An 18,592-nucleotide genomic window follows, 5' to 3' on the forward strand; every position below is an offset into this window, starting at 1 on the left:
GGCTCACAGCGAATTGTGCTTCCCCGCAGGGCTTTCGGACCACGAAGAGCACGGGAAAAGGGGGAGGCGAAGCCCGGTGGCGGTGTTCCGGTGGCCCGTAAGCGGCGTGGAGCACTTCAGCGGAGGCCAGTTCAGGGGATTCGCGCCCGGTGCGTAAGAGGAAAGGGGACGCAAGGGGTCGGCCGTTCGTGCGCCTCGTTACGGCGATACGGCGGTGCCGCTGGTCCGTTCGTAGCAGCGCGGGCGCTGTCGAATGGCCGCCCGGGCGGACGTCGCGGAAGGTGAGAGCGGACACCGTCACCACTCACCGTAAGGAACCGCTCATGCTCCGTCGTCGCCTGCCCGTCGTTCTCTCCGGCATCGTCCTCGCCGGATCCCTCGCCACCGGGGTCGCCGCCGCTTCCGCGCCCGCCGATGGTCCGCTGCACATCAGCGTCAAGCAGCGGACCAGCGACAGCCCGAGGTACGTCACCGACAAGGAGAAGCACGCCACCACCAAGGAGAAGCGCATCACCGTCAACGGGCGGACGGTCAAGGAATCGGAGCCGCTCACCGCGAAGGAGCGGGCGGGCCTCCGCGTCGCGGGCCAGGTGCTGCGTGAGGTCGTCGGGAGCCTGCTTCCGCTGGGCGGGGCGAACTGACACCCGCTCAAAACGGCTGAACTCCAATGGCCCTGACCGCAGAAGCGGTCAGGGCCATTGGAGCTGCCAGGGGCGGGCGACGCCCCAGGGGGCGCCGTCCAGGCGTGCGAACTCTGCTCAGTAGGCGGAGTCGACGTTGTCGATGGAGCCGTAGCGGTCGGCCGCGTAGTTGGCGGCGGCCGTGATGTTCGCGATCGGGTCGGTGAGCTTGTTGGGCGTGCCGGTCACGTGGTACGTGTCGAACGTGGGCTGGATCACCTGGAGCAGGCCCTTGGAGGGGACGCCGTTGATGGCGTTGATGTCCCAGTCGTTGACCGCGTTGGGGTCGCCGCCGGACTCACGGATGATGTTGCGGTGCAGGCCCTCGTAGCTGCCGGGGATGCCCTTGGCCTTCATGATGTCCAGGGACTGGCGGATCCAGCCGTCGAGGTTGTTCGCGTAGGTCTTGGGGGCGGGCTTCGGAGCCGCCTTGGGGGCGGCCTTCGGAGCTGCCTTGGGCGCGGCCTTCGGGGCGGTCTTCGGGGCCGCCATGGGCTTGCGCTCGGTGGAGCGGTTCGCGGCCTGCTGGGCGGTGTGCTCGGCGGCCGCCTTCTTCTTGGCGTCCTCGGCCTTGTCCTTCGGCGTGGTCGGCTGGCCGTTGGCGCTGACCGGCTGGACCGTTGCCGGGGCGGCGGAGGTGTCGGCGTCGCTCGGCGACGCGGTGAGCGCCAGGCCCGTGGTGGCGGCTGCGCCGGCCAGCACGGCGGTGGCGATCTTGTGGGTGCGGGTGATGCGGGCGGAGCGGAGCAGCGTGAAGTTCGGCATGCGGAGTGACCTCTTCCAAGTGCGGGTGGCGGGTGGCGGCCTTCGGCGGCGCTTGTGCGACCGAGGGAGACTGCCGTGCTCGCCTCACTGGATGAGGTCGTCGGCTCGTTCTCGGCGCTACCGGAAACATTGGTAGCGCCCGTCCTGGATGCAGGCAAAGATGCCTTGTACTACCCCTCTTCGTGAGATGGGTCGAGATGCCCGAATGAGGCCGCTTTTGGTGGTGCAGGGCAGGAAAACACACCACTACCCCCCTTCGTACGTGACGTGGGTCCTGTGCCCGGCATCACCTCGGCGGGAGGTCGGAGCCCTTGTGCCCCCCTTGCGAAGTTGCCTGGCTCACACCGGTGAGAGGCCGCTTCCCGGGTGCCTTCCCCTGGCGATCGTGGGGGCCCGGAGCGGGGTCCGCTCGGGCGCCTGCCCTCCCGCCCGCGCGCTTATGCCACCGAGCCGACGGGTCCGGCCTGGTGCGCCGGGCCACAAGGCTGCGCCCCCTGCGCGCAGGCAGGGGGCGTGGGGCGATATGCGAGGCCGTCGGGATGCGGCCCGGTCCGCGTCAGTCGTCCAGCAGCCGGGCCGCGAGATGCTCGATCCGGTCATGCCATGCCGCCAGCGCGGCGTCCGTGTCGAATCCCGGCGGACCGGTCCGGGTGAGCACAAGGCGGGCGCCGTGGCCGGTCCCGCTTCCCAGCTCCCAGCGCACCGTCCCGCCCGGTGGGCAGGCATACGCCAGCGCCGTCGGCGCCCGTACCTCGCTGACGGGCCCGGGCGGTCCCGGCTCCGCGGTGAAGCCCTCCGGGGCGGGTGCGCCGGCCACTGGTTCGCGGCCCTGGGCCAGCTCCGCCCAGACGGCCTCCGCGGGGCGCACGAGCTGCCGCTCGAAGCGGATCCGCGGGCCGTCCGGAGTGTGCTCCACCACACCTCGGCCGAGATCGAACTGTTCGAGGTACGCCTCGTGCAGTTCGCCCGTGTCGCGGGCCACCGCCGGCGCGTCACCGTCCAGCAGCTGGGACAGGCCGGTGAGGCACAGGTGCCAGCCGGAAGCGAAGCTCGCGCCGCCGAAGCGGTCGCCGAAGGTGTGCACCAGGGTGAGTAGCGAGCCCTCACCGTCAGGGGTGATCTCCCAGCTCAGATGGTCCTCGCCCCAGGTGAAGGCGAACAGCCGGGGCGGGTCGACGTCGGTGACCGTGCCGGTCATGGCCGGGCCGCTCTCACCCGGCATGGAGAAGGTCATCGCCCCGCCCGGTGCCAGGTCCACGGTGACCTCGGAGGGGAACCACTGGCCGATCCGGGCCGGGTCCGTGATCGCGGCCCAGACCTTCCGGGGTGGATGGGCGAGCCGGCGCACCATGCGCAGCGCGTTCCGTCCGTCGCTGGTGGTGAGGGTGTCGGAGTGCGGATTCATCGCGGTTCGTCCTCCGTCGCGTCGAGGTGCCGTTCGAGCGCGTCGAGGCTTCCGGTCCACAGGTGCCGGTAGTGCGCGAGCCATGCGTCGAGTTCCGCGAGGGGTTCGGGGCGCAGCTCGTACCACCGGCGCTGGGCCTCCTGTCGTACCCGCACGAGCCCGGCCTCGCGCAGCACCCGCAGATGCTTGGAGGTCCCGGGCTGGCTCAGGCCGAGCTGATCGGTCAGCTCGCCGACCAGATGGGGGCGCTCCAGGAGCAGGTCGAGGATCCTGCGCCGGCTCGGTTCCGCGAGGACGTCGAACGGTATGGGCATGAACTCAGTATTGCTCAGCGGTTATATAACCGCAAGGGAATGTTGTGGGCGGGGCCGCGTGAGGCGGGTTCAGCGCCGACCGCGTGCCCGTGGCAATCGGGACGCAGGACCGGATGCCCCACGCCCCGGCACTCGCGCGACGGGCACCCACGCGCTCGGCGTCCATCGCTCAAGAGCGTTGCTCATACGCTGAGTTGAGCCTGGTCATGGGTAGGCCGGGCCGGCCGGGGCCACCGCTCGGGCCCGAGCGGCGTGAGGCACGGCGCCGAGCTGAGCGGTCCGTCGGTGAAGAAGCGGGCCGCCAGGTCGGCCACCTCCTGGGGGCGTTCGAGCACGACCCAGTGGTCGGCGTCCGGGATCGCCAGAAAGCGACTGCCCTCGATGGTGGCCGCGAAGTCACGTTGCCGGGCCGGGGAGGTCACCGTGTCGTGCTCGCCGCTGAAGACCAGGGTGGGTACGCCGGTGAGGCCGCCGGAGAAGTCCGGGCGGTCCGACAGAGCGCGCCCCAGCGCATCGACGGCGTGCGGCGAGTGGCGGGCCGCATGCAGCATCGACCGCCGGACGTACCGGAAGGCGAGCTTGCGCCGGGTGACGTGCCGGGTCTCGTCCAGGCACATCAGGCCCTCCGCGACCAGGGTGGCGAAGGTCTCGATGTCACCGCGCGCGAGATGGCCGGCGGCGCGTCGCCAGTAGTCCAGCTGCGCGGCGCTGATGTGCGCCGGCACACCGCCGAGGGCGAGCCGCGCGACGCGCCACGGATAGCGCTGGGCGTAGCCGTAGGCAAGGCCCGCGCCGTAGGAGAACCCGAAGATGTTGATCCGCGGGACGTTCAGGTCCTCGATGATGCCCCCGATCGCCGCGCACATGACGTCGATGCTCGGCCCCGGCGGGAGCGGGTCGGCGCTCCCCATGCCGGGCAGGTCGGCCGTGACGACGTCCGCGACCGGTCCGACATGATCTTCCATCTGCGGCCAGCCGTACATCCCCTGCAGCGCGCCACCCAGCACCATGACGGGTTCGGTGATCCGGTCCGGCTGGCGCAGCAACCGGTAGGAATACGGCAACCCGCCCACCGACAGAGAGCGGATGGTTTCCTCGGACATGGCTGATTCCTTCTCGGGGAGACCGGCGGGGACGGGTGGCGCCGAGCGGTGAGCCCGGCCCGGCCGCCTCGGTCGGCAAGATACGGGGGGCGCGGGCCGCCGCCGGCCGGCACCGCGGCGGGCCGCAGGGCGCGCACGCGGCGGGTTGCGATGGTGGGGGACCGGTACGCGGGTAGGGCGTCAAGCGCGGGTGAGGACGAGCACGGCGTTGTGTCCGCCGAACCCGAGTGACGTCTTGACCGCGCAGTCGAACGTCGACCGCCGGGCCTCGTCGCGCACGATATCGATCGGGATCTGCGGATCCGGCACCTCGAGGTTGGCGGTCGGCGGCACCAGCTGCTGCTCCAGGGCGAGCACGGTGAGCGCGGTCTCGATGCCGCCGGCGGCACCCAGGGTGTGCCCGGTCATCGCCTTGGTCGACGTGACCAAGGGGTGGTCTCCGAGCACCCGGCGCAGCATGGTGGCCTCGATGAGGTCGTTGACCACCGTCGACGTGCCATGGGCGTTGACATGGCCGACGTCACCCGCCGACACCTCCGCGTCCGCCATCGCGCTCCGCAGCGCCCGCTCGATGCCGTTGCCGTCGGGGTCCGGTGCCACGGCCGCGTACGCGTCGCTGGACGCGCCGTACCCCGAGACGTGGGCGCGGATGTGCGCCCCGCGTGCCTTCGCGTGTTCGGGGCGCTCCATGACGAGCAGGCCCGCGCCCTCACCGACGACGAAACCGTCCCGGCCCGCGTCGAAGGGGCGGCAGGCCGCCGACGGATCGTCGCGACGGGTGGAGACGGCCTTCATCTGGCAGGCGCTGGCGATCAGCAGCCGGGAGAGGGGCGACTCGGCGCCGCCGGCGATGGCGATGTCACAGGCCCCCGTGCGCAGCAACTGATGTGCGGTGCCCAGGGCGACGGTGCCGGAGGAACAGGCGGTCGCCACGCCCAGGCTGGGGCCCCGCGCGCCGATGTCCATGCAGACGCTGCTGGCGGCGCTGTTGACGACGGTGAGGGGGGCGAGCTTCGGGGAGACGCGGCGGGCGCCGCGGCCGGCCATGGCGACGTGCTGCTGGTCGTAGAAGGGCAGGCCGCCGTGGGCGGAGCCGATGACGACGGCGACGCGCTCGCTGTCCCAGGTTTCCGGGTCGAGCCCGGCATCCGCGAGGGCTTCCCGAGCGGCGATCACCGCGAGCTGGGAGAAACGGTCCATCAGCCGCTGCGCGGCCACTCCCAGCACCTCGGTGGTGTCCAGGCCCCCGACGGTGTACATGAAGTCGCAGGGCAGATCGGCGAGTTCCTCCTGCCGCAGCACTCCGCTCGGTGTGCTGTCCTGGGTGACCGAATGCCAGGTGGCCTTCACGCCCACCCCGGCCGCGGTCACCAGTCCCAGGCCCGTCACCGCCGCGGAGAACGGCTTGCGGTGGCCCGTCACGCGACGAGTTCGCCGTCGACGGCCGCCACCAGCTGCCCCACGGTGTCCCGCGAGGTCAGCGCCACCGCGTCGAGGTCGATGTCCAGCTCTTCCTCGATGAGCACCCGGAGTTCTTCCAGCGCGAGGGAGTCCATGCGCAGGTTGCGCAGCGGGGTCTCGTCGGTGACGTCGACCGGGGCGACTCCGAATCGTTGGACCAGCAAGGTGTTGACAACTTCTGCCGCATTCACGTGGCGCTCCTCCGCTTGTCGTAGGCGATGCCGCCAACCGCGTCCTGGGTGCTCGCAGGCGGATCCGGCTGGTTCGGCCACCCTTTATACGCCTTTTTGTGCACCTTCGTCCTCGAAGACTCCCCAACAGTGGTAGCTCAATGGGGTGATGAGTGAGCCGGGGTGTGCGAGAGGCGCACAACTGGGGCGCGCACCGCGGAAGGCATCTGCCCGTCCTAACGCCGCGGGCCGACGAGAAGGTACGGGGCGGAGGCCAAGGGGCCGGGAAAGGGGCCCGTCCGGTCTGGGCTGCCGTTGCGTACCCGGCTTCGGTAACGGCCGGTCGGCCGCTCGCCCGTGCCGCCCGGCGCTCGCGCGTGGCGTCACGGGCGTCGCCCCTGCGTCGTGGTCCCGCCGGGGCTCGACGGGCGGCCTGTTGGGGTCCCGGACCGCCCCGGGCCGCCCGGGAAAGGGGGTGAAGGTGGTCGGCCGCGCCGGTCAGGCTTCGTCGAGCGCGGTGGTGACCCTGCTCAACAGGCCCCGCAGGGTGCGGAGCTCGTCGACCGTCAGGCCGGTGGCGGCCAGCATCCTGCGCGGCACCGGGAGCGCCTGTTCGCGGAGGTCCTCGCCGACGGTGGTGAGGTGGATGGTGACCGACCGCTCGTCCTCGCTGCTGCGCTCGCGGCGTACCAGGCCGGCGGCTTCCAGGCGCTTCAGGAGCGGGGAGAGGGTGCCGGAGTCCAGTCGGAGCTGTTCGCCGATGGTCTTGACGGGCTGCGGGCCGTGCTCCCAGAGGACGAGCATGACGAGGTACTGCGGGTAGGTCAGGCCCAGGTCCTTGAGGGCGTCCCGGTAGACGCCGCCGAAGGCGCGCGAGGCGGCGTGCAGCGAGAAGCAGACCTGGTGGTCGAGGCGGAGGAGTTCGGCGTCGGGTACCGGGAGCGTGGCCATGCGTCCAGGTTAACGCGCCGTACTCCATTCAGTTGCGTGCAACTTAGTTGCGTCCAATTTAAATGTGTGCAACTGTAGGGCTCATCGGGCGGTCGGGGAACGGCCGCCGGGCTATCGAAGGGAACCGAGATGGACGCGCTGTACACCGCTGTCGCCACCGCCAATGGCCGAGAGGGCCGGGCCGTCAGCTCCGACGGGCAGATCGACCTCGCCCTGGCCATGCCCCCGGCCCTCGGCGGCAACGGTGCCGGCACCAATCCGGAGCAGCTCTTCGCCGCCGGTTACGCGGCCTGCTTCGCCAGCGCGATGAGCAACGTCGGGCGTCAGCTGAAGGTCGACACCAAGGACGTCTCGGTGACCGCGGAGGTCTCCATAGGCAAGGACGACACCGGCTTCGGTCTCGCTGTGATCATGCGTGTGGAGCTGCCGGACGCCCTGGCCGGCGAGACCGGCCGCCGGCTCGTCGAGGCGACCCACGATTTCTGCCCCTACTCGAAGGCCACTCGCGGCAACATCGACGTGGAGCTCGTCATCGAGTAACGCCCTCAGATCGTCCGGGAAGGGCCGGGCTCCGCGACGCCGTCGCGGGGGCCGGCCCTCTCGTACGTCCGTGGTTCAGGCGGCGTGCGGGTTGCTGCGGCGCGGGTGGCCGCGGATCAGTTCGGCGTAGTGCCGACCGCTGTCCTTGATCGTGCGCCGCTGGGTGGCGTAGTCGACGTGAAAGAGGCCGAAGCGTTTGTCATAGCCGTACGCCCACTCGAAGTTGTCCATCAGGGACCAGGCGAAATACCCCGACAGGGGTGCTCCCTTGCGGGCTGCGCGCGCGCACGCCGCCACATGGTCGTGCAAATACCGTGTGCGCTCGGGGTCCGCGACCGTGCCTTCGGGCCGGACGATGTCGGGGTAGGCGGAACCGTTCTCGGTGACGTAGATCTTGCGTGGCGCGTACTCGTGGGTGAGCCGCAGCAGCAGGGTCTCGATGCCGCCGGCGTCGATCTCCCAGTCCATCCCCGTCCGCGGTACGTGCAGCCTGCGCACCTGGCGGGCGTGCGGCGGCGGGCCGGACGGCTCGGCGGTGACGACCGCGGGGAAGTAGTAGTTCAGCCCCAGCCAGTCCAGCGGCTGCGCGATGGTCTGCGGATCGCCGGCACGCTCGGGCAGCTCCACGCCGTACACCTCCCGCATGTCCGCGGGAAACCCCCGACCGTGCACGGGGTCGAGCCACCAGCGGTTGGTGTGCCCGTCCATCCGCCGCGCCGCCGCGGCATCGGCCTCGGATCCGGTGGCGGGCTCGACGGTGCTGAGGTTGTTGACGATGCCCACCTCGGCGCCCGGCGCGGCCGCCCGGATCGCCTGGGTGGCCAGGCCGTGCCCGAGCAGCAGGTGGTACGAGGCACGCACCGCCGCGGTGAGGTCCGTCACGCCGGGCGCCATCCGGCCTTCGAGGTGGCCGATCCAGGCCGAGCACAGCGGCTCGTTGAGCGTGGCCCAGTGGTGTACGCGGTCGCCGAGCCTTTCGGCGACGACCTGCGCGTAGGCCGCGAGATGTTCGGCGGTCTCCCGTACGGGCCAGCCGCCGCGGTCCTGGAGTGCCTGCGGCAGATCCCAGTGGTAGAGGGTGGCGGACGGGGTGATGCCCGCGTCGAGGAGGCCGTCGACGAGCCGGTCGTAGAAGGCCAGGCCCTTGGCATTGACCCGGCCGTCGCCGTCCGGCACGATCCGCGGCCACGCCAGCGAGAACCGGTAGGCGCCGACGCCGAGTTGACGCATCAGGGCGATGTCCTCGGGCCACCGGTGGTAATGGTCGCAGGCCAGATCCCCGGTGTCGTCGTTGTCGATCTTCCCCGGGGTGTGCGAGAAGGTGTCCCAGATGGACGGGGCGCGGCCGTCCTCGGAGACCGCCCCCTCGATCTGGTAGGCCGATGTGGCCACGCCCCAGGCGAAGTCGTCCGGCAGGGCGGTGAAGTCGATCCGGTCGGTCACGGAAGTCCTTTCCGGCTGGGTCATTTGACGGCCCCGGCGGTGAGCCCGGCGACCAGATAGCGCTGGAGGAGCAGGAACCCCGCGACCACGGGGACGCTGACGACCAGCGACGCGGCCATGACCTGGTTCCAGTAGACGTCGTTCTGTGTGGCGTAGCCCTGGAGTCCGACGGACAAGGTGCGGGTGGTGTCGTTGGTCATGACGGAGGCGAACAGCACTTCGCCCCAGGCGGTCATGAACGCGTAGACGGCGACCGCGACGATGCCGGGCACCGCGGCGGGCAGCACCACTCGGAAGAGCGCGCCGAGCGGGCCGCAGCCGTCCACGGATGCGGCCTCGTCCAGTTCGCGCGGCACCGACTCGAAGTAGCCGATCAGCATCCAGATGGAGAACGGCAGCGAGAACGTCAGATAGGTCAGGATGAGACCGCCGCGGGAGCCGTAGAGGGCGAGTCCGGTGGAGTTCCCGATGTTGACGAAGATCAGGAACAGCGGCAGCAGGAACAGGATGCCCGGGAACATCTGTGTGGACAGCACCGTGACGGTGAAGACCCGCTTGCCGCGGAAGCGGTAGCGGCTCACGGCGTACGCGGCGAACACCGCGATCACCACTGAGCAGACCGTCGCCGAGCCCGCCACGATCAGCGAGTTGGTGAAGTACCGGGCCAGCGGCACGGTCTGCCAGATGTCGAGGTAGGGGCGGATGGTCAGGGTCTCGGGCAGCCAGTGGAAGGAGCCCGAGACATCCTCCAGCGGCTTCAGGGAGCTGCTGACCATGACGTACACCGGCAGCAGCACGAAGCAGGACAGGGCGGTGAGGAGGATCCGGCGGGTCCAGACGAAGGAGCGGGGCGGGGCGGTGGGGGAGCGCCGCCGGGCGGCGCCGGCCGGGGTGCGGACGGAGGGGCTAGCCATCGGCGTGCTTCCTTCCCCGTGAGGTCAGCAGGAGATAGCCGGCCGTCACCACGAGCAGGAAGAGCAGCAGCAACACGGACATGGCAGAGCCGGTGCCGAAGTTCCAGGTGACGAACGAGGACTGGTAGATGTGGACGGAGATCAGGTCGGCGGCCTTCGGCGCGGCCTTGCCGAACAGCACGTAGGGCGTGTTGAAGTCGTTGAACGTCCACAGGAACAGCACCAGGACGAGCACCTGGTTGACGGGCCGCAGCGCGGGCAGGGTGATCCGCCGGATCTGCTGGCGGACGCCCGCGCCGTCGAGGGCCGCGGCCTCGTAGAGGTCCTTGGGAATGTTCTGCAGGGCGGCCATCACGATCAGGAACGCGAACGGCCAGGTCTTCCAGACGGCGACGACGGTCAGTGCGAGGAAGCTGTTGTCGCCCAGCAGCCAGAAGGGCCGGCCGTCGGTGAGCTGGAGCTGGTCGTGCAGGACGTGATTGACCAGGCCGTTGTCCCTCTGGAACATGAACGCCCAGGTGATCACGGCAGCGTAGACGGGCAGCGCGTACGGCGTGAGGAAGACGGCGCGCAGGAGTCCGCGGCCCCGGAAGTTCTCCTGCATGCAGATCGCCGCGGCGGTGCCCAGGAGCCAGCACAGCCCGACCGAGAGCACGCTGAAGACACAGGTGACCAGAAAGGAGTGCAGCAGCGCGGCGCCGATCGGCGCGTCGAGGTCGACGACGACTCGGTAGTTGTCCAGTGCCTTCCAGGGAGCCGCGCCCCAGTTGGCGATGAAGAGTTGGGTCAGTTCCTTGAAGCTCATGACGATGCCGATCGCCATCGGCGCCAGGTGGATCAGCAGTTCCAGCAGCAGTGCGGGCAGCAGAAGCAGATAGGGCAGGCCGATGCGGCGCAGCCGGGCGGGGAGGCGGGGCCGGCGGCGCGCCGTGGGCTTCCTGCCGTCCGGTCGCCGGCCGCGGCCCGGCGGTGCCTGCTCGCGAGCGGTCACGGTGGTGGTCATCGCGGGCCGCTCACTTCGCCATCTGCTGCTCGGCCTCGGCGAGCCGCGCCCTGACCGACGCGGTGGTCACCGGGTGCCCGGCGGCCGCATCGGCGAAGAGGTCCTTGACGGCGGTGCCGACGGACGTTTCGAACTGTGCCTCGTCGGCGATCCGGGGGAGTGGCGCGGCACTCCTGGTGAGCGTCTGGCGAAGCACCTTGGTGTCCGGTCGGTTGAACGCCGGGTCGGCCTGGGCGGCCTTCACCGGCGGGATGGCGCCGTACGTCTTGTTGAGCAGCTTCTGCTCGGCGTCGCTCGTCATGAACTTCACGAACTTCCGGGCGCCGTCGAGATTGTCGGTGTTCTTGAAGACGGCGATGTTGATGCCGGCGATCATCGAGTTGGTCCGCCGACCGGTGCCCGGGGCGCCGGAGGGCACGGGCACCGGAACCACGCCCCAGTCCTCGGCCTTCATCCCGTGCGCGGTGAAGGTGCTGGCCGCGGCCTGCCACAGGACCATCGCGGTCCTGCCCTTGGCGAAGTCCTGGAGCGACTGATTCTGACCGTACTCGGCGTTGCCGGGCGCGATGATGCCGTCCTTGGCCATGAAGTCGACGTACTGCTTCACCGCGGCCACGGCCTCCGGCGAGGTGAAGGTGGGCTTCCCGGACGCGTCGAAGAAGTCGGCGCCGTGCTGCTTGGCGAGGACGAACACCTGGTGGATGTTGTTGGACAGGTTTCCGCCCTCGGCTCCCAGGGCCCACTTGCCGTTCTTGGAGATCTTCTTGCCGTCCGCCACCAACTCATCCCAGGTGGCTGGTGGTTGAGTGACCCCGGCGTCCTTGAACATCTGCTTGTTGTAGTAGAGGGCATAGGTGAGCGAGTAGAGCGGCACGGCGGCCGGGTCCTTGCCCGCGGCGCCCGTGGTGCCGAGCGCCGGCGTGACGAACCGTTCCCGGCCGCCGATCTTGTCGAAGTTCCCTTTGTCCCAGGGGAGCAGCGCGCCGGTGGCCTGGAGCGAGGCGGACCAGGTGTTGCCGATGTTCAGGACGTCGGGCCCCTGGCCTGACGTGGTCGCGGCGAGGATCCGGTTGAGCAGATCCGGCCATGGCACGACTTCCAGCTTGACCTTGATCCCGGTCCGCTTCTCGAACTTCCGCAGCTCCGGCCCGAGGATCTTCTTGTCCGCCTCGACGTTCGGCCCTTGGTTGGACGCCCAATACGTCAGCGTCCTGGGGGAGTCGTTGCTGCCCCCGCCGCTGGGAGTCGACCCGCCGCCGCACCCGGTGGCCGCGGCGGCGAGCACGGTGACGGTGGCGGTGACGGTCGCGGCTCGGAGTATGCGCATGACGGATACGCCTCTCTCTGAGGAGTCCGGAGGTCGGCCATGTTCAGTTCCTGAACGGCCTCATGGCTTAACTTAGGATGTGAGTTAAAGCCCGAGAGAAGAGCGCGTCAAGGGATCGGGCACGGGTATGTTGCGGGGAGGGAGGGAGCCACATGACCGAGCGCAACAGACGGACGGTGCGTGACCTGCGGAGGGCCAACCGCACCGCGGTTCTGCAACGGTTGTATTTCGACGGGCCCATGAGCCGGCAGGCGCTGGGCCCCGCCACGGGCCTCAGTTCAGGATCCGTCAGCAATGTCGTCGCCGAACTCACCGAGGACGGGCTGCTGGAGGAGGCCGGCGTGGTCGAGTCCGACGGTGGCAGACCCCGCACGCTGCTGCGGGTGGCGCCCACGAGCGGCTGCCTGATCGGCGTGGACGTCGGCGAGACCCGGGTGCGGATCGAGCTGTTCGACCTCGCCCTCGGCGAACTCGCCCGCGCTGAACTGCCGTTGACACACCAGGGTTACGACGTGGACCTGATTGTGCGTCATATCGCTGACGGAATCGCCACCGTGTTGCGGGCGGGGCGCGTCGACCCCGGCCGGTTGCTCGGCGTCGGGGTCGGAGTCCCCGGAATCCTCGACAGGGGAGGGCCGGACGGCGCCGTCGTCCACGGCCAGACCATCGGCTGGCACGCCGTCCCCCTGGAATCCCTGCTGCGCGAGGCCGTCGAACTCCCCATGGGCGTCCGCTTCTTCATCAACAACGGGGCGAAGGCGCTCGGTCAGGCCGAGATGTGGTTCGGCGGCGGCCGGGGCGTGAAGGACGCGGTCATCGTGCTGTTCGGCTCCGGAGTCGGCGCCTGCATCGTCACCGACGGTGTCATCCATGGCGGCGAACGCGACAGCGCCGGCGAATGGGGCCACCTGACCGTCAGCGTCCGCGGCCGGCGCTGCCGTTGCGGCGCGCGGGGCTGCCTGGAGGCGTACACCGGGTCGGAGGCGCTGCTGGAACGCTGGCAGGAGGCCGGTGGACGGCTTCCCGAAGGCGCGGACGAGGAATCGGCGGTGACCGCATTGATCGCCGCGGCCCACCCGCGCGACGACGCCACCGCGCCCGACCCCGTGGCGGCCGCCGTCCTGGAGGAGACCGCCGAATACCTGGGCGCCGGCATCTCCGACCTGATCAACCTCTTCAGCCCCGAACGCGTCCTCATCGGCGGCTGGGCCGGCCTCCAACTGGGCCCGCACATCCTGCCTGCCGTACGGTCCTACGCCACCGGCTACTCCCTCGCCCATCCCGCCGGGCGCGTCACCATCGACCTCGGCCTGCTGGGCCCCGACGCCGTCACGGTCGGTGCCGCGACCCTCCCGCTCGCGGACTTCTTCGCCCACGGCGGGCGGCGCGCGGCACCGGTCACCGAAGAGAGCGCGCCGCCGCTGTCACAGGGCTGGCGCACCGGCCTGGAGAGCCGCGCGCAGCGCGAGGGCGGGCCGGGCGGGAACCGGGCCGGAGTGGCGTGGGGAAGGGGGCCGGGCGCAGCCGCGGTGCGAGAGGGATAAGCCAACGTGGGTGCGGCACGCGGCACGCGGCACGCGGCACGCGGCGTTCGGCAGGGAGGGAATCCCGCCTTGCCGCAGTGCCTGCCGCCCCTCACCTGCCTGCCCCGGCCCGCTTCTTACGCGTCGTCAGCCGCGTACACCCGCCGCCCCCCGACGAACGTCTGCAGGACGTGGGTCGCCGCGATCTCCTCGCCGGGCCCGTTGAACGGGTCACGGTCGAGGACGACCAAGTCCGCCAGCTTTCCGGGTTGGATACTGCCGGTGTCGTCGAGGTGGTTGGCGTACGCGCTGCCCGCCGTGTACGCGGCGAGCGCCGAGCCGAGGTCGATGCGCTGCTCCGGCAGGAAGACCGGCGCCGACGGCGGACTGTCCGGTGTCCGGCGATTGACGGCCACGTGCAGCGCGGCAATCGGATCGGGGGAGCTGACCGGCCAGTCGCTGCCCGCCGCGAGGGTGACGCCGGCGCGCAGCAGGTCACCGAACGGGTATTGCCAGGCTGCCCGTCGCGGCCCGAGGAAGGGAATCGTCAGCTCGTCCATCTGTGGCTCATGGGCCGCCCACAGCGCCTGGATGTTGGCTGTGGCGCCGAGCTTGCGGAAGCGCGGAATGTCCTCGGGGTGCACCACCTGGAGGTGCGCGAGGTGCGGTCGGGTGTCCCGCAGGCCGTTGGTCCGACGGGCTGCCTCGACCGCGTCCAGCGCCTCTCGCACCGCCCGGTCACCCAAGGCGTGGAAGTGCACCTGGAATCCCGCGGCGTCCAGCTCGGTGACATACCTTTGCAGGTCCCCGGGATCGATGAACGAGATGCCGCTGTTGTCCGAGGCGCAGCCGCACGCGGTCAGATAGGGAGTCAGCATGGCCGCCGTGTGGTTCTCGGCGATCCCGTCCTGCATGATCTTCACGCTCGTGGCCCGCAACAACCCACCGCTCAACTCGTCCCTTCGGGCGATGAGTTCAGGGATCTGCTCGCTGCCGCGTGACCGGTCCCACCACAGCGCGCCGGTCACCCGCGCGGTCAGCTTCCCGTCCAGCCGGGCGGCCAGGTAGGCGGGGATCGGGTCGGCCGTACCGGGGCCACGGCCCAGCATCGCGTCCTGCCAGGCGGTCACTCCGTAGGAGTGGAGGAGGCGCTGCGCCCGGAGCAGCCCCTCCGTGAGTTCGGTGACGGTCGGCTCGGGAAGGAGGTCGGCGACCAGCCGCATGGCACCCTCTTGGAGCATGCCGGACGGTTCACCGGTGGCGTCGCGTTCGATGCGCCCGTCGACCGGGTCCGGTGTACGGGCGGTGAGTCCGGCGCGTTCCAGCGCGCGGGAGTTGGCCCAGCCGCCGTGGTGGTCGCGGTTGACCAGGAAGACGGGGCGGTCGGGCACGACGGCGTCCAGGAAGCCCCGGGTCGGCAACCCGCCGGGGAACGCTTCCAGGGACCAGCCGCCGCCGACGATCCACGGGGCCTCCGGATGTGCCGTGGCGTAGGAGTGGATCAGTTCGCGGTAGGCATCGGCTGTGTCTGCCGAGCTGAGATCGCACTGGCCCAACTCCATCCCGCCGCCTACCGGATGGACATGGGCGTCCTGAAAGCCAGGGAGGAGCAGCTTGCCGTGCAGGTCGACGACCTCGGTACCGGGCCCGATCAGGTCCGCGACCTCCGCTTCGTGGCCGACGGCGAGGATGCGGTCCCCTCGTACAGCGACGGCGCTCGCCCGGGTGCGGGCAGGGTCCACGGTGTGGACGGGACCGGAGAGGAAGACGAGGTCGGCGGCGGACCGGCCGGGGGTGCTGACGTCCATCGTGGTGCGGCTCCTTGTTCGAGACTCGGGGGAGGGAGAGAGGTGTCCGGTACGGGTTTCGTAAGCGTGAACTGCACGACAGATTGCGCGAGTTGGCAGGACCGTCGCGCGTCAGCTGCGGCCGCGGCTGCGGCCGTGGAGCACACGGTTACGGACGGCCGGGGGAGCCGGTCGCCGCTCCGTCCATCGGCAAGGCGATCGCGTCGGCGTCCGTACCGCGCCCGGTACGGAAGTACGGGGAGCGGCGTACCCACTTGGCCCAGGCGGCGACGCCCAGGCCCAGCACCACGAAGACCGTGGGCAGCGTCAGCATGAACCAGCCGTTGTCCGGGCTCGCCTCGAAGTGGTCGCTCATGGTCGCGTAGTTCCAGAGGAGAAAGCCGCCGAGGCCGAACAGTGTCAGTGCGCTCGCCGCCGGGACGAGTACGTCCCGCAGCGCGCGGACCGGCCCGCCGCGCAGGCTGTCGCGGAAGCGCACCGCGCAGGCGAGGGCGGTGAGTCCGTAATAGAGCGCCACGGTCAGACCGATCGAGTTGACGGCGGTGAGGATCATGTCGTTGAGCTCGGGGATGCCGACGGCGAGTACGGCGAGCAGCGCGGCGACGGCCATGATCAGGAGCGTGCCGACGGCGGGCGATCCGTAGCGGGGGTGCACGCGCTGCCACACCGCACCGAGCGTTCGGTCCCGCCCCATGGCCAGCGCGCCACGGGCGGTGGGGATGACGCTGGACTGGAGGGAGGCGAAGGCCGAGCACATCAGTGCGGCCAGCGGGAGGGACGCCCAGGGCTCGGGCGCCAGACGGTTGCCCAGGTAGGTGAGCGCCTGCGGCCCGTTGCGAAGGAGCTCGTCCGTGCTCATCACGCGCTGGAAGGCAATCGCGCCGAAGAGGAAGAGTCCCGTCATCGCCGCCAGGGCGATCAGTCCGCCCCGCGACGCGTCCGAGGCGTTGCGCGTCTCCTCGTTGACGCTGAACGCCGCGTCCCATCCCCAGTAGATGAACACCGCGAGCACCAATCCCTGCGCCAGTGCCTGCGGGGACCCGATCGCGAAGGGGTTGAGCCAGGACAGTGAGAAAGGCTGGTCTCCCACGACCAGGGCCCAGCCGCAGAACACCAGCAGCACCGCGTACTCGAAGATCAGCAGTGCCAACTGGATCCGGGTCGCCGATCGCACACCGGTGATGGCGGTGGCCGTGACGAAGACCAACGCGACCAGGCCGACCGCGGTACTGATGCCGGTCGAGGCCGGATCGAGACGGATTCCGAGAACGCTGTGCCACCCCAGTTTGTTCAGGAACTGCAGCACCACCGACCCGGTGACCGCGCCCGTGTACGCCATGAAGACGACGTTGCCCACCAGCACCACCCACCCGGTCAGGAAGCCCGGCCAGGGACCTATGGAGCGGCCCACCCAGGTGTAGCCGCTGCCGCAGTTCGGCTCGGTGCGATTGAGCCGGGCGTACGACAGTGCGATGCCCAGGATGGGGAGGGCCGCGAGAAGCAGCAGGCCGGGAGTCTGCCGGCCGGCGTACGCGGCCAGCGCGCCCATTCCGATGCCGATGCTGGTCGTCGCAGCGGTACTCGAAGCGGCGATCGCCACTCCGTCCTTCACCCCCAGCGAGCGGCGCATACGCACGGGTCCGGGGTCCTGCTGCACTGCGGAGGGCATGGCACTCACTCCTTGACGGGCACCGGTCGGGCCGGGCCATGGGATTCGGAGGCGCGGGATGAAGGAGGCGCGGAATGAAAGGAGGTGCGGACGAGTGGAGGCGAGGGGAGGTGGGGCCGGAGCGGGTTGCCGGGGCGGATATCGCTGCGCGGAACACCGACAGCCCGTGGTGCGCGGGACGTCAGCCGGACGGATCGCGTCGTGCGGGATGGGCACCGCAATCCGTGTTCGCCGATGAAACAGCCCGCGCAAGCTTGTGTCAACGGCGTTGTCTTAACTTGGTGATTAACTGGACCACGTGGCGGCCCGAGGCCGCAGACCCTGTTCCCGCCGGTGGAACTCGGTGGTTTCGGGGCCCGTCCCGGCGTCTTCGGGAAGCCGGAGAGATCCGGAGCGGGAGCAGCGTGGAGCGGAGGGGAACGGTGTCGGACAGCGAGCGGGTCCCGGCCGAGCGCAAGCGGCGCCGGCCGACCGGTTCAGGTGTGGTGCTGTCCGTCGATCTCATCGTCGACGCGGCACGGGACCTGATCGACGCCCAAGGGGCGCAGGCGTTCACCATGCGCAAGCTCGGCGCGGCCCTCGGTGCCGACCCTTCCGCCGTCTACCGCTACTTCCGCAACGCCGAGGACCTCTTCCTGGCACTGGCCGACCGCCTCATCGGCGAGTCCATGGCGGACTTCTTCCCGAGCGGCGATTGGGCCGCCGACCTGCGCGATTTCGGTCTCCGCGCCTACCGCTCCGCGCTGCGGCACCCACAGATCGCGGTCTTCAGCACCGTCCGTGTGACGGGCCGCCCGCACGAGCAACGCGCCGTCGACACCGGTATCGGCCTGCTCCTCCAGGCCGGTTTCGACGAGGCCACGGCCGTCCGCCACTACCACGCGCTGGTCGACACCGCCCTCGGCCATGCGGCCCTGGACGCCGGGGTACTGCGGCTGGCCCCGGCTCAGCGCGCGGCAGACGAAGCGGCCTGGCAGGCGGCGTACGGCGGTCTGCCGGCGGCTGAGTACCCCAGCGTGCGCCGCGTACGGGACCATCTCCCGCTCATGGCGGGCTCGGCGGTCGAGCCCGCGCTCGATCTCCTCATCGCCGCATTGCGCCGCGAAGCGGGCGATCGGCAGGAGTGACGGCTGGGTCCGGTGCGTGGTTCCACCACTGCACCCTGACGCGCCCCCGCGTCACGGCCGCCGCGCCCACCGTCCCGTTGCCCTGGACCATGCCCCTGACCTGGGTTGATAGGCCCGCCCGCCCACATCCACCATCCCCGCGCCCCTGCCTTGCGCCGCTCGGTTCACCTGTTGCCCTGCACGGTATGGACTCGGGCGGACGGACGCACGCCCGCGAGCGCCGACGGCCCCGCGAGCGTCCAGGAGCGTGGCCCCCCGCTCACGGTCGTGGTCGTTCTGCTCGGATCACTCGCCCTGCCGATGTTGATGTCCGGCACGGGCGTCACGACCGTGGCGCTGCCCCGCATCGGCGCCGACTTGCGGGTGTCCGGGGGAGCGTTGCAGTGGGT

17 protein-coding genes are annotated in these 18,592 nt (G+C 70.5%); 4 read left to right on the top strand and 13 right to left on the bottom strand.

Translation table 11 applies throughout. From position 1 onward, the window contains the following. The first annotated feature begins 323 nt into the window (after nt 1-323). Nucleotides 324-641: a hypothetical protein gene (locus ACH4FH_RS18670; RefSeq protein ID WP_398556942.1), complete on the top strand. Its 318-nt coding sequence runs from the start codon at nt 324-326 to the stop codon at nt 639-641. Between the two features lie 117 nt (nt 642-758). On the opposite strand, the gene ACH4FH_RS18675 is transcribed toward ACH4FH_RS18670, so the two are convergent. The 7 genes from ACH4FH_RS18675 to ACH4FH_RS18705 all read right to left on the bottom strand — a co-directional run bounded on the left by ACH4FH_RS18675 (nt 759) and on the right by ACH4FH_RS18705 (nt 6,849). Continuing rightward, complete coding sequence (locus ACH4FH_RS18675) at nt 759-1,445, bottom strand: transglycosylase SLT domain-containing protein (RefSeq protein ID WP_398556943.1); 687 nt, start codon at nt 1,443-1,445, stop codon at nt 759-761. Nucleotides 1,446-2,001: 556 nt separating this feature from the next. After that, nucleotides 2,002-2,850: an SRPBCC family protein gene (locus ACH4FH_RS18680; protein ID WP_398556944.1), complete on the bottom strand. Its 849-nt coding sequence runs from the start codon at nt 2,848-2,850 to the stop codon at nt 2,002-2,004. After that, nucleotides 2,847-3,164 carry an ArsR/SmtB family transcription factor gene (locus tag ACH4FH_RS18685; RefSeq protein ID WP_398556945.1) on the bottom strand — a complete coding sequence of 106 codons (318 nt, stop codon included), beginning with the start codon at nt 3,162-3,164 and terminating at the stop codon, nt 2,847-2,849. Before ACH4FH_RS18685 ends, ACH4FH_RS18680 begins: the two co-directional genes overlap by 4 nt. Before the next feature lie 182 nt (nt 3,165-3,346). Beyond that, nucleotides 3,347-4,267 (bottom strand): alpha/beta fold hydrolase, encoded by a 921-nt coding sequence (locus tag ACH4FH_RS18690; RefSeq protein ID WP_398556946.1) that lies wholly within the window; start codon nt 4,265-4,267, stop codon nt 3,347-3,349. Between the two features lie 180 nt (nt 4,268-4,447). Further along, nucleotides 4,448-5,689 carry a beta-ketoacyl-[acyl-carrier-protein] synthase family protein gene (locus ACH4FH_RS18695; RefSeq protein WP_398556947.1) on the bottom strand — a complete coding sequence of 414 codons (1,242 nt, stop codon included), beginning with the start codon at nt 5,687-5,689 and terminating at the stop codon, nt 4,448-4,450. Next, nucleotides 5,686-5,919, bottom strand: a complete 234-nt coding sequence (locus ACH4FH_RS18700) for an acyl carrier protein (RefSeq protein WP_393896845.1) — start codon at nt 5,917-5,919, stop codon at nt 5,686-5,688. Before ACH4FH_RS18700 ends, ACH4FH_RS18695 begins: the two co-directional genes overlap by 4 nt. 477 nt (nt 5,920-6,396) lie before the next feature. Next, nucleotides 6,397-6,849: a MarR family winged helix-turn-helix transcriptional regulator gene (locus tag ACH4FH_RS18705; RefSeq protein WP_398556948.1), complete on the bottom strand. Its 453-nt coding sequence runs from the start codon at nt 6,847-6,849 to the stop codon at nt 6,397-6,399. Between the two features lie 129 nt (nt 6,850-6,978). On the opposite strand from ACH4FH_RS18705, the gene ACH4FH_RS18710 reads away from it, so the two are divergent. Next, entirely contained in the window at nt 6,979-7,389 is a 411-nt protein-coding gene (locus tag ACH4FH_RS18710; protein ID WP_398556949.1) for an organic hydroperoxide resistance protein, read from the top strand. A 75-nt stretch (nt 7,390-7,464) separates the two neighbouring features. Here ACH4FH_RS18710 and ACH4FH_RS18715 read toward each other — a convergent pair whose 3' ends face one another. From ACH4FH_RS18715 to ACH4FH_RS18730, 4 genes are read right to left on the bottom strand one after another with little or no spacing between them, the layout of a single operon-like run. Further along, nucleotides 7,465-8,856 carry a GH1 family beta-glucosidase gene (locus tag ACH4FH_RS18715; RefSeq protein WP_398556950.1) on the bottom strand — a complete coding sequence of 464 codons (1,392 nt, stop codon included), beginning with the start codon at nt 8,854-8,856 and terminating at the stop codon, nt 7,465-7,467. Then, entirely contained in the window at nt 8,853-9,746 is an 894-nt protein-coding gene (locus tag ACH4FH_RS18720) for a carbohydrate ABC transporter permease (protein ID WP_398556951.1), read from the bottom strand. The genes ACH4FH_RS18715 and ACH4FH_RS18720 overlap by 4 nt, the downstream gene beginning before the upstream one ends. Then, the gene (locus ACH4FH_RS18725) at nt 9,739-10,749 is read right to left on the bottom strand and encodes a carbohydrate ABC transporter permease (protein WP_398556952.1); all 1,011 of its coding nucleotides are present in this window, start codon (nt 10,747-10,749) and stop codon (nt 9,739-9,741) included. The genes ACH4FH_RS18720 and ACH4FH_RS18725 overlap by 8 nt, the downstream gene beginning before the upstream one ends. A gap of 10 nt (nt 10,750-10,759) precedes the next feature. Further along, nucleotides 10,760-12,076 carry an extracellular solute-binding protein gene (locus ACH4FH_RS18730; RefSeq protein ID WP_398556953.1) on the bottom strand — a complete coding sequence of 439 codons (1,317 nt, stop codon included), beginning with the start codon at nt 12,074-12,076 and terminating at the stop codon, nt 10,760-10,762. A 152-nt stretch (nt 12,077-12,228) separates the two neighbouring features. Between ACH4FH_RS18730 and ACH4FH_RS18735 the strand changes: the two genes are divergently transcribed. Further along, nucleotides 12,229-13,620: an ROK family protein gene (locus ACH4FH_RS18735; protein ID WP_398556954.1), complete on the top strand. Its 1,392-nt coding sequence runs from the start codon at nt 12,229-12,231 to the stop codon at nt 13,618-13,620. A 116-nt stretch (nt 13,621-13,736) separates the two neighbouring features. On the opposite strand, the gene ACH4FH_RS18740 is transcribed toward ACH4FH_RS18735, so the two are convergent. Both ACH4FH_RS18740 and ACH4FH_RS18745 read right to left on the bottom strand, forming a co-directional pair. Next, the gene (locus tag ACH4FH_RS18740) at nt 13,737-15,407 is read right to left on the bottom strand and encodes an amidohydrolase (protein ID WP_398556955.1); all 1,671 of its coding nucleotides are present in this window, start codon (nt 15,405-15,407) and stop codon (nt 13,737-13,739) included. A 148-nt stretch (nt 15,408-15,555) separates the two neighbouring features. Then, nucleotides 15,556-17,076, bottom strand: coding sequence for an APC family permease (locus ACH4FH_RS18745; RefSeq protein ID WP_398556956.1), 1,521 nt, complete (start codon nt 17,074-17,076; stop codon nt 15,556-15,558). A 422-nt stretch (nt 17,077-17,498) separates the two neighbouring features. On the opposite strand from ACH4FH_RS18745, the gene ACH4FH_RS18750 reads away from it, so the two are divergent. Beyond that, the gene (locus ACH4FH_RS18750) at nt 17,499-18,203 is read left to right on the top strand and encodes a TetR/AcrR family transcriptional regulator (protein WP_398556957.1); all 705 of its coding nucleotides are present in this window, start codon (nt 17,499-17,501) and stop codon (nt 18,201-18,203) included. Nucleotides 18,204-18,592: the final 389 nt, after the last annotated feature.

This window comes from Streptomyces sp. NPDC017993 (genome assembly GCF_044328065.1).
GTDB lineage: Bacteria > Actinomycetota > Actinomycetes > Streptomycetales > Streptomycetaceae > Streptomyces.

What these genes read in the sequence shown, in the direction of transcription:
- ACH4FH_RS18705 (WP_398556948.1), bottom strand. Translation starts at nt 6,849, where the DNA reads ATGGCCACGCTCCCGGTACCCGACGCCGAACTCCTCCGCCTCGACCAC.
- ACH4FH_RS18725 (WP_398556952.1), bottom strand. Translation starts at nt 10,749, where the DNA reads ATGACCACCACCGTGACCGCTCGCGAGCAGGCACCGCCGGGCCGCGGC.
- ACH4FH_RS18730 (WP_398556953.1), bottom strand. Translation starts at nt 12,076, where the DNA reads ATGCGCATACTCCGAGCCGCGACCGTCACCGCCACCGTCACCGTGCTC.
- ACH4FH_RS18720 (WP_398556951.1), bottom strand. Translation starts at nt 9,746, where the DNA reads ATGGCTAGCCCCTCCGTCCGCACCCCGGCCGGCGCCGCCCGGCGGCGC.
- ACH4FH_RS18690 (WP_398556946.1), bottom strand. Translation starts at nt 4,267, where the DNA reads ATGTCCGAGGAAACCATCCGCTCTCTGTCGGTGGGCGGGTTGCCGTAT.
- ACH4FH_RS18675 (WP_398556943.1), bottom strand. Translation starts at nt 1,445, where the DNA reads ATGCCGAACTTCACGCTGCTCCGCTCCGCCCGCATCACCCGCACCCAC.
- ACH4FH_RS18735 (WP_398556954.1), top strand. Translation starts at nt 12,229, where the DNA reads ATGACCGAGCGCAACAGACGGACGGTGCGTGACCTGCGGAGGGCCAAC.
- ACH4FH_RS18670 (WP_398556942.1), top strand. Translation starts at nt 324, where the DNA reads ATGCTCCGTCGTCGCCTGCCCGTCGTTCTCTCCGGCATCGTCCTCGCC.
- ACH4FH_RS18680 (WP_398556944.1), bottom strand. Translation starts at nt 2,850, where the DNA reads ATGAATCCGCACTCCGACACCCTCACCACCAGCGACGGACGGAACGCG.
- ACH4FH_RS18685 (WP_398556945.1), bottom strand. Translation starts at nt 3,164, where the DNA reads ATGCCCATACCGTTCGACGTCCTCGCGGAACCGAGCCGGCGCAGGATC.
- ACH4FH_RS18740 (WP_398556955.1), bottom strand. Translation starts at nt 15,407, where the DNA reads ATGGACGTCAGCACCCCCGGCCGGTCCGCCGCCGACCTCGTCTTCCTC.
- ACH4FH_RS18745 (WP_398556956.1), bottom strand. Translation starts at nt 17,076, where the DNA reads ATGCCCTCCGCAGTGCAGCAGGACCCCGGACCCGTGCGTATGCGCCGC.
- ACH4FH_RS18715 (WP_398556950.1), bottom strand. Translation starts at nt 8,856, where the DNA reads ATGACCCAGCCGGAAAGGACTTCCGTGACCGACCGGATCGACTTCACC.
- ACH4FH_RS18710 (WP_398556949.1), top strand. Translation starts at nt 6,979, where the DNA reads ATGGACGCGCTGTACACCGCTGTCGCCACCGCCAATGGCCGAGAGGGC.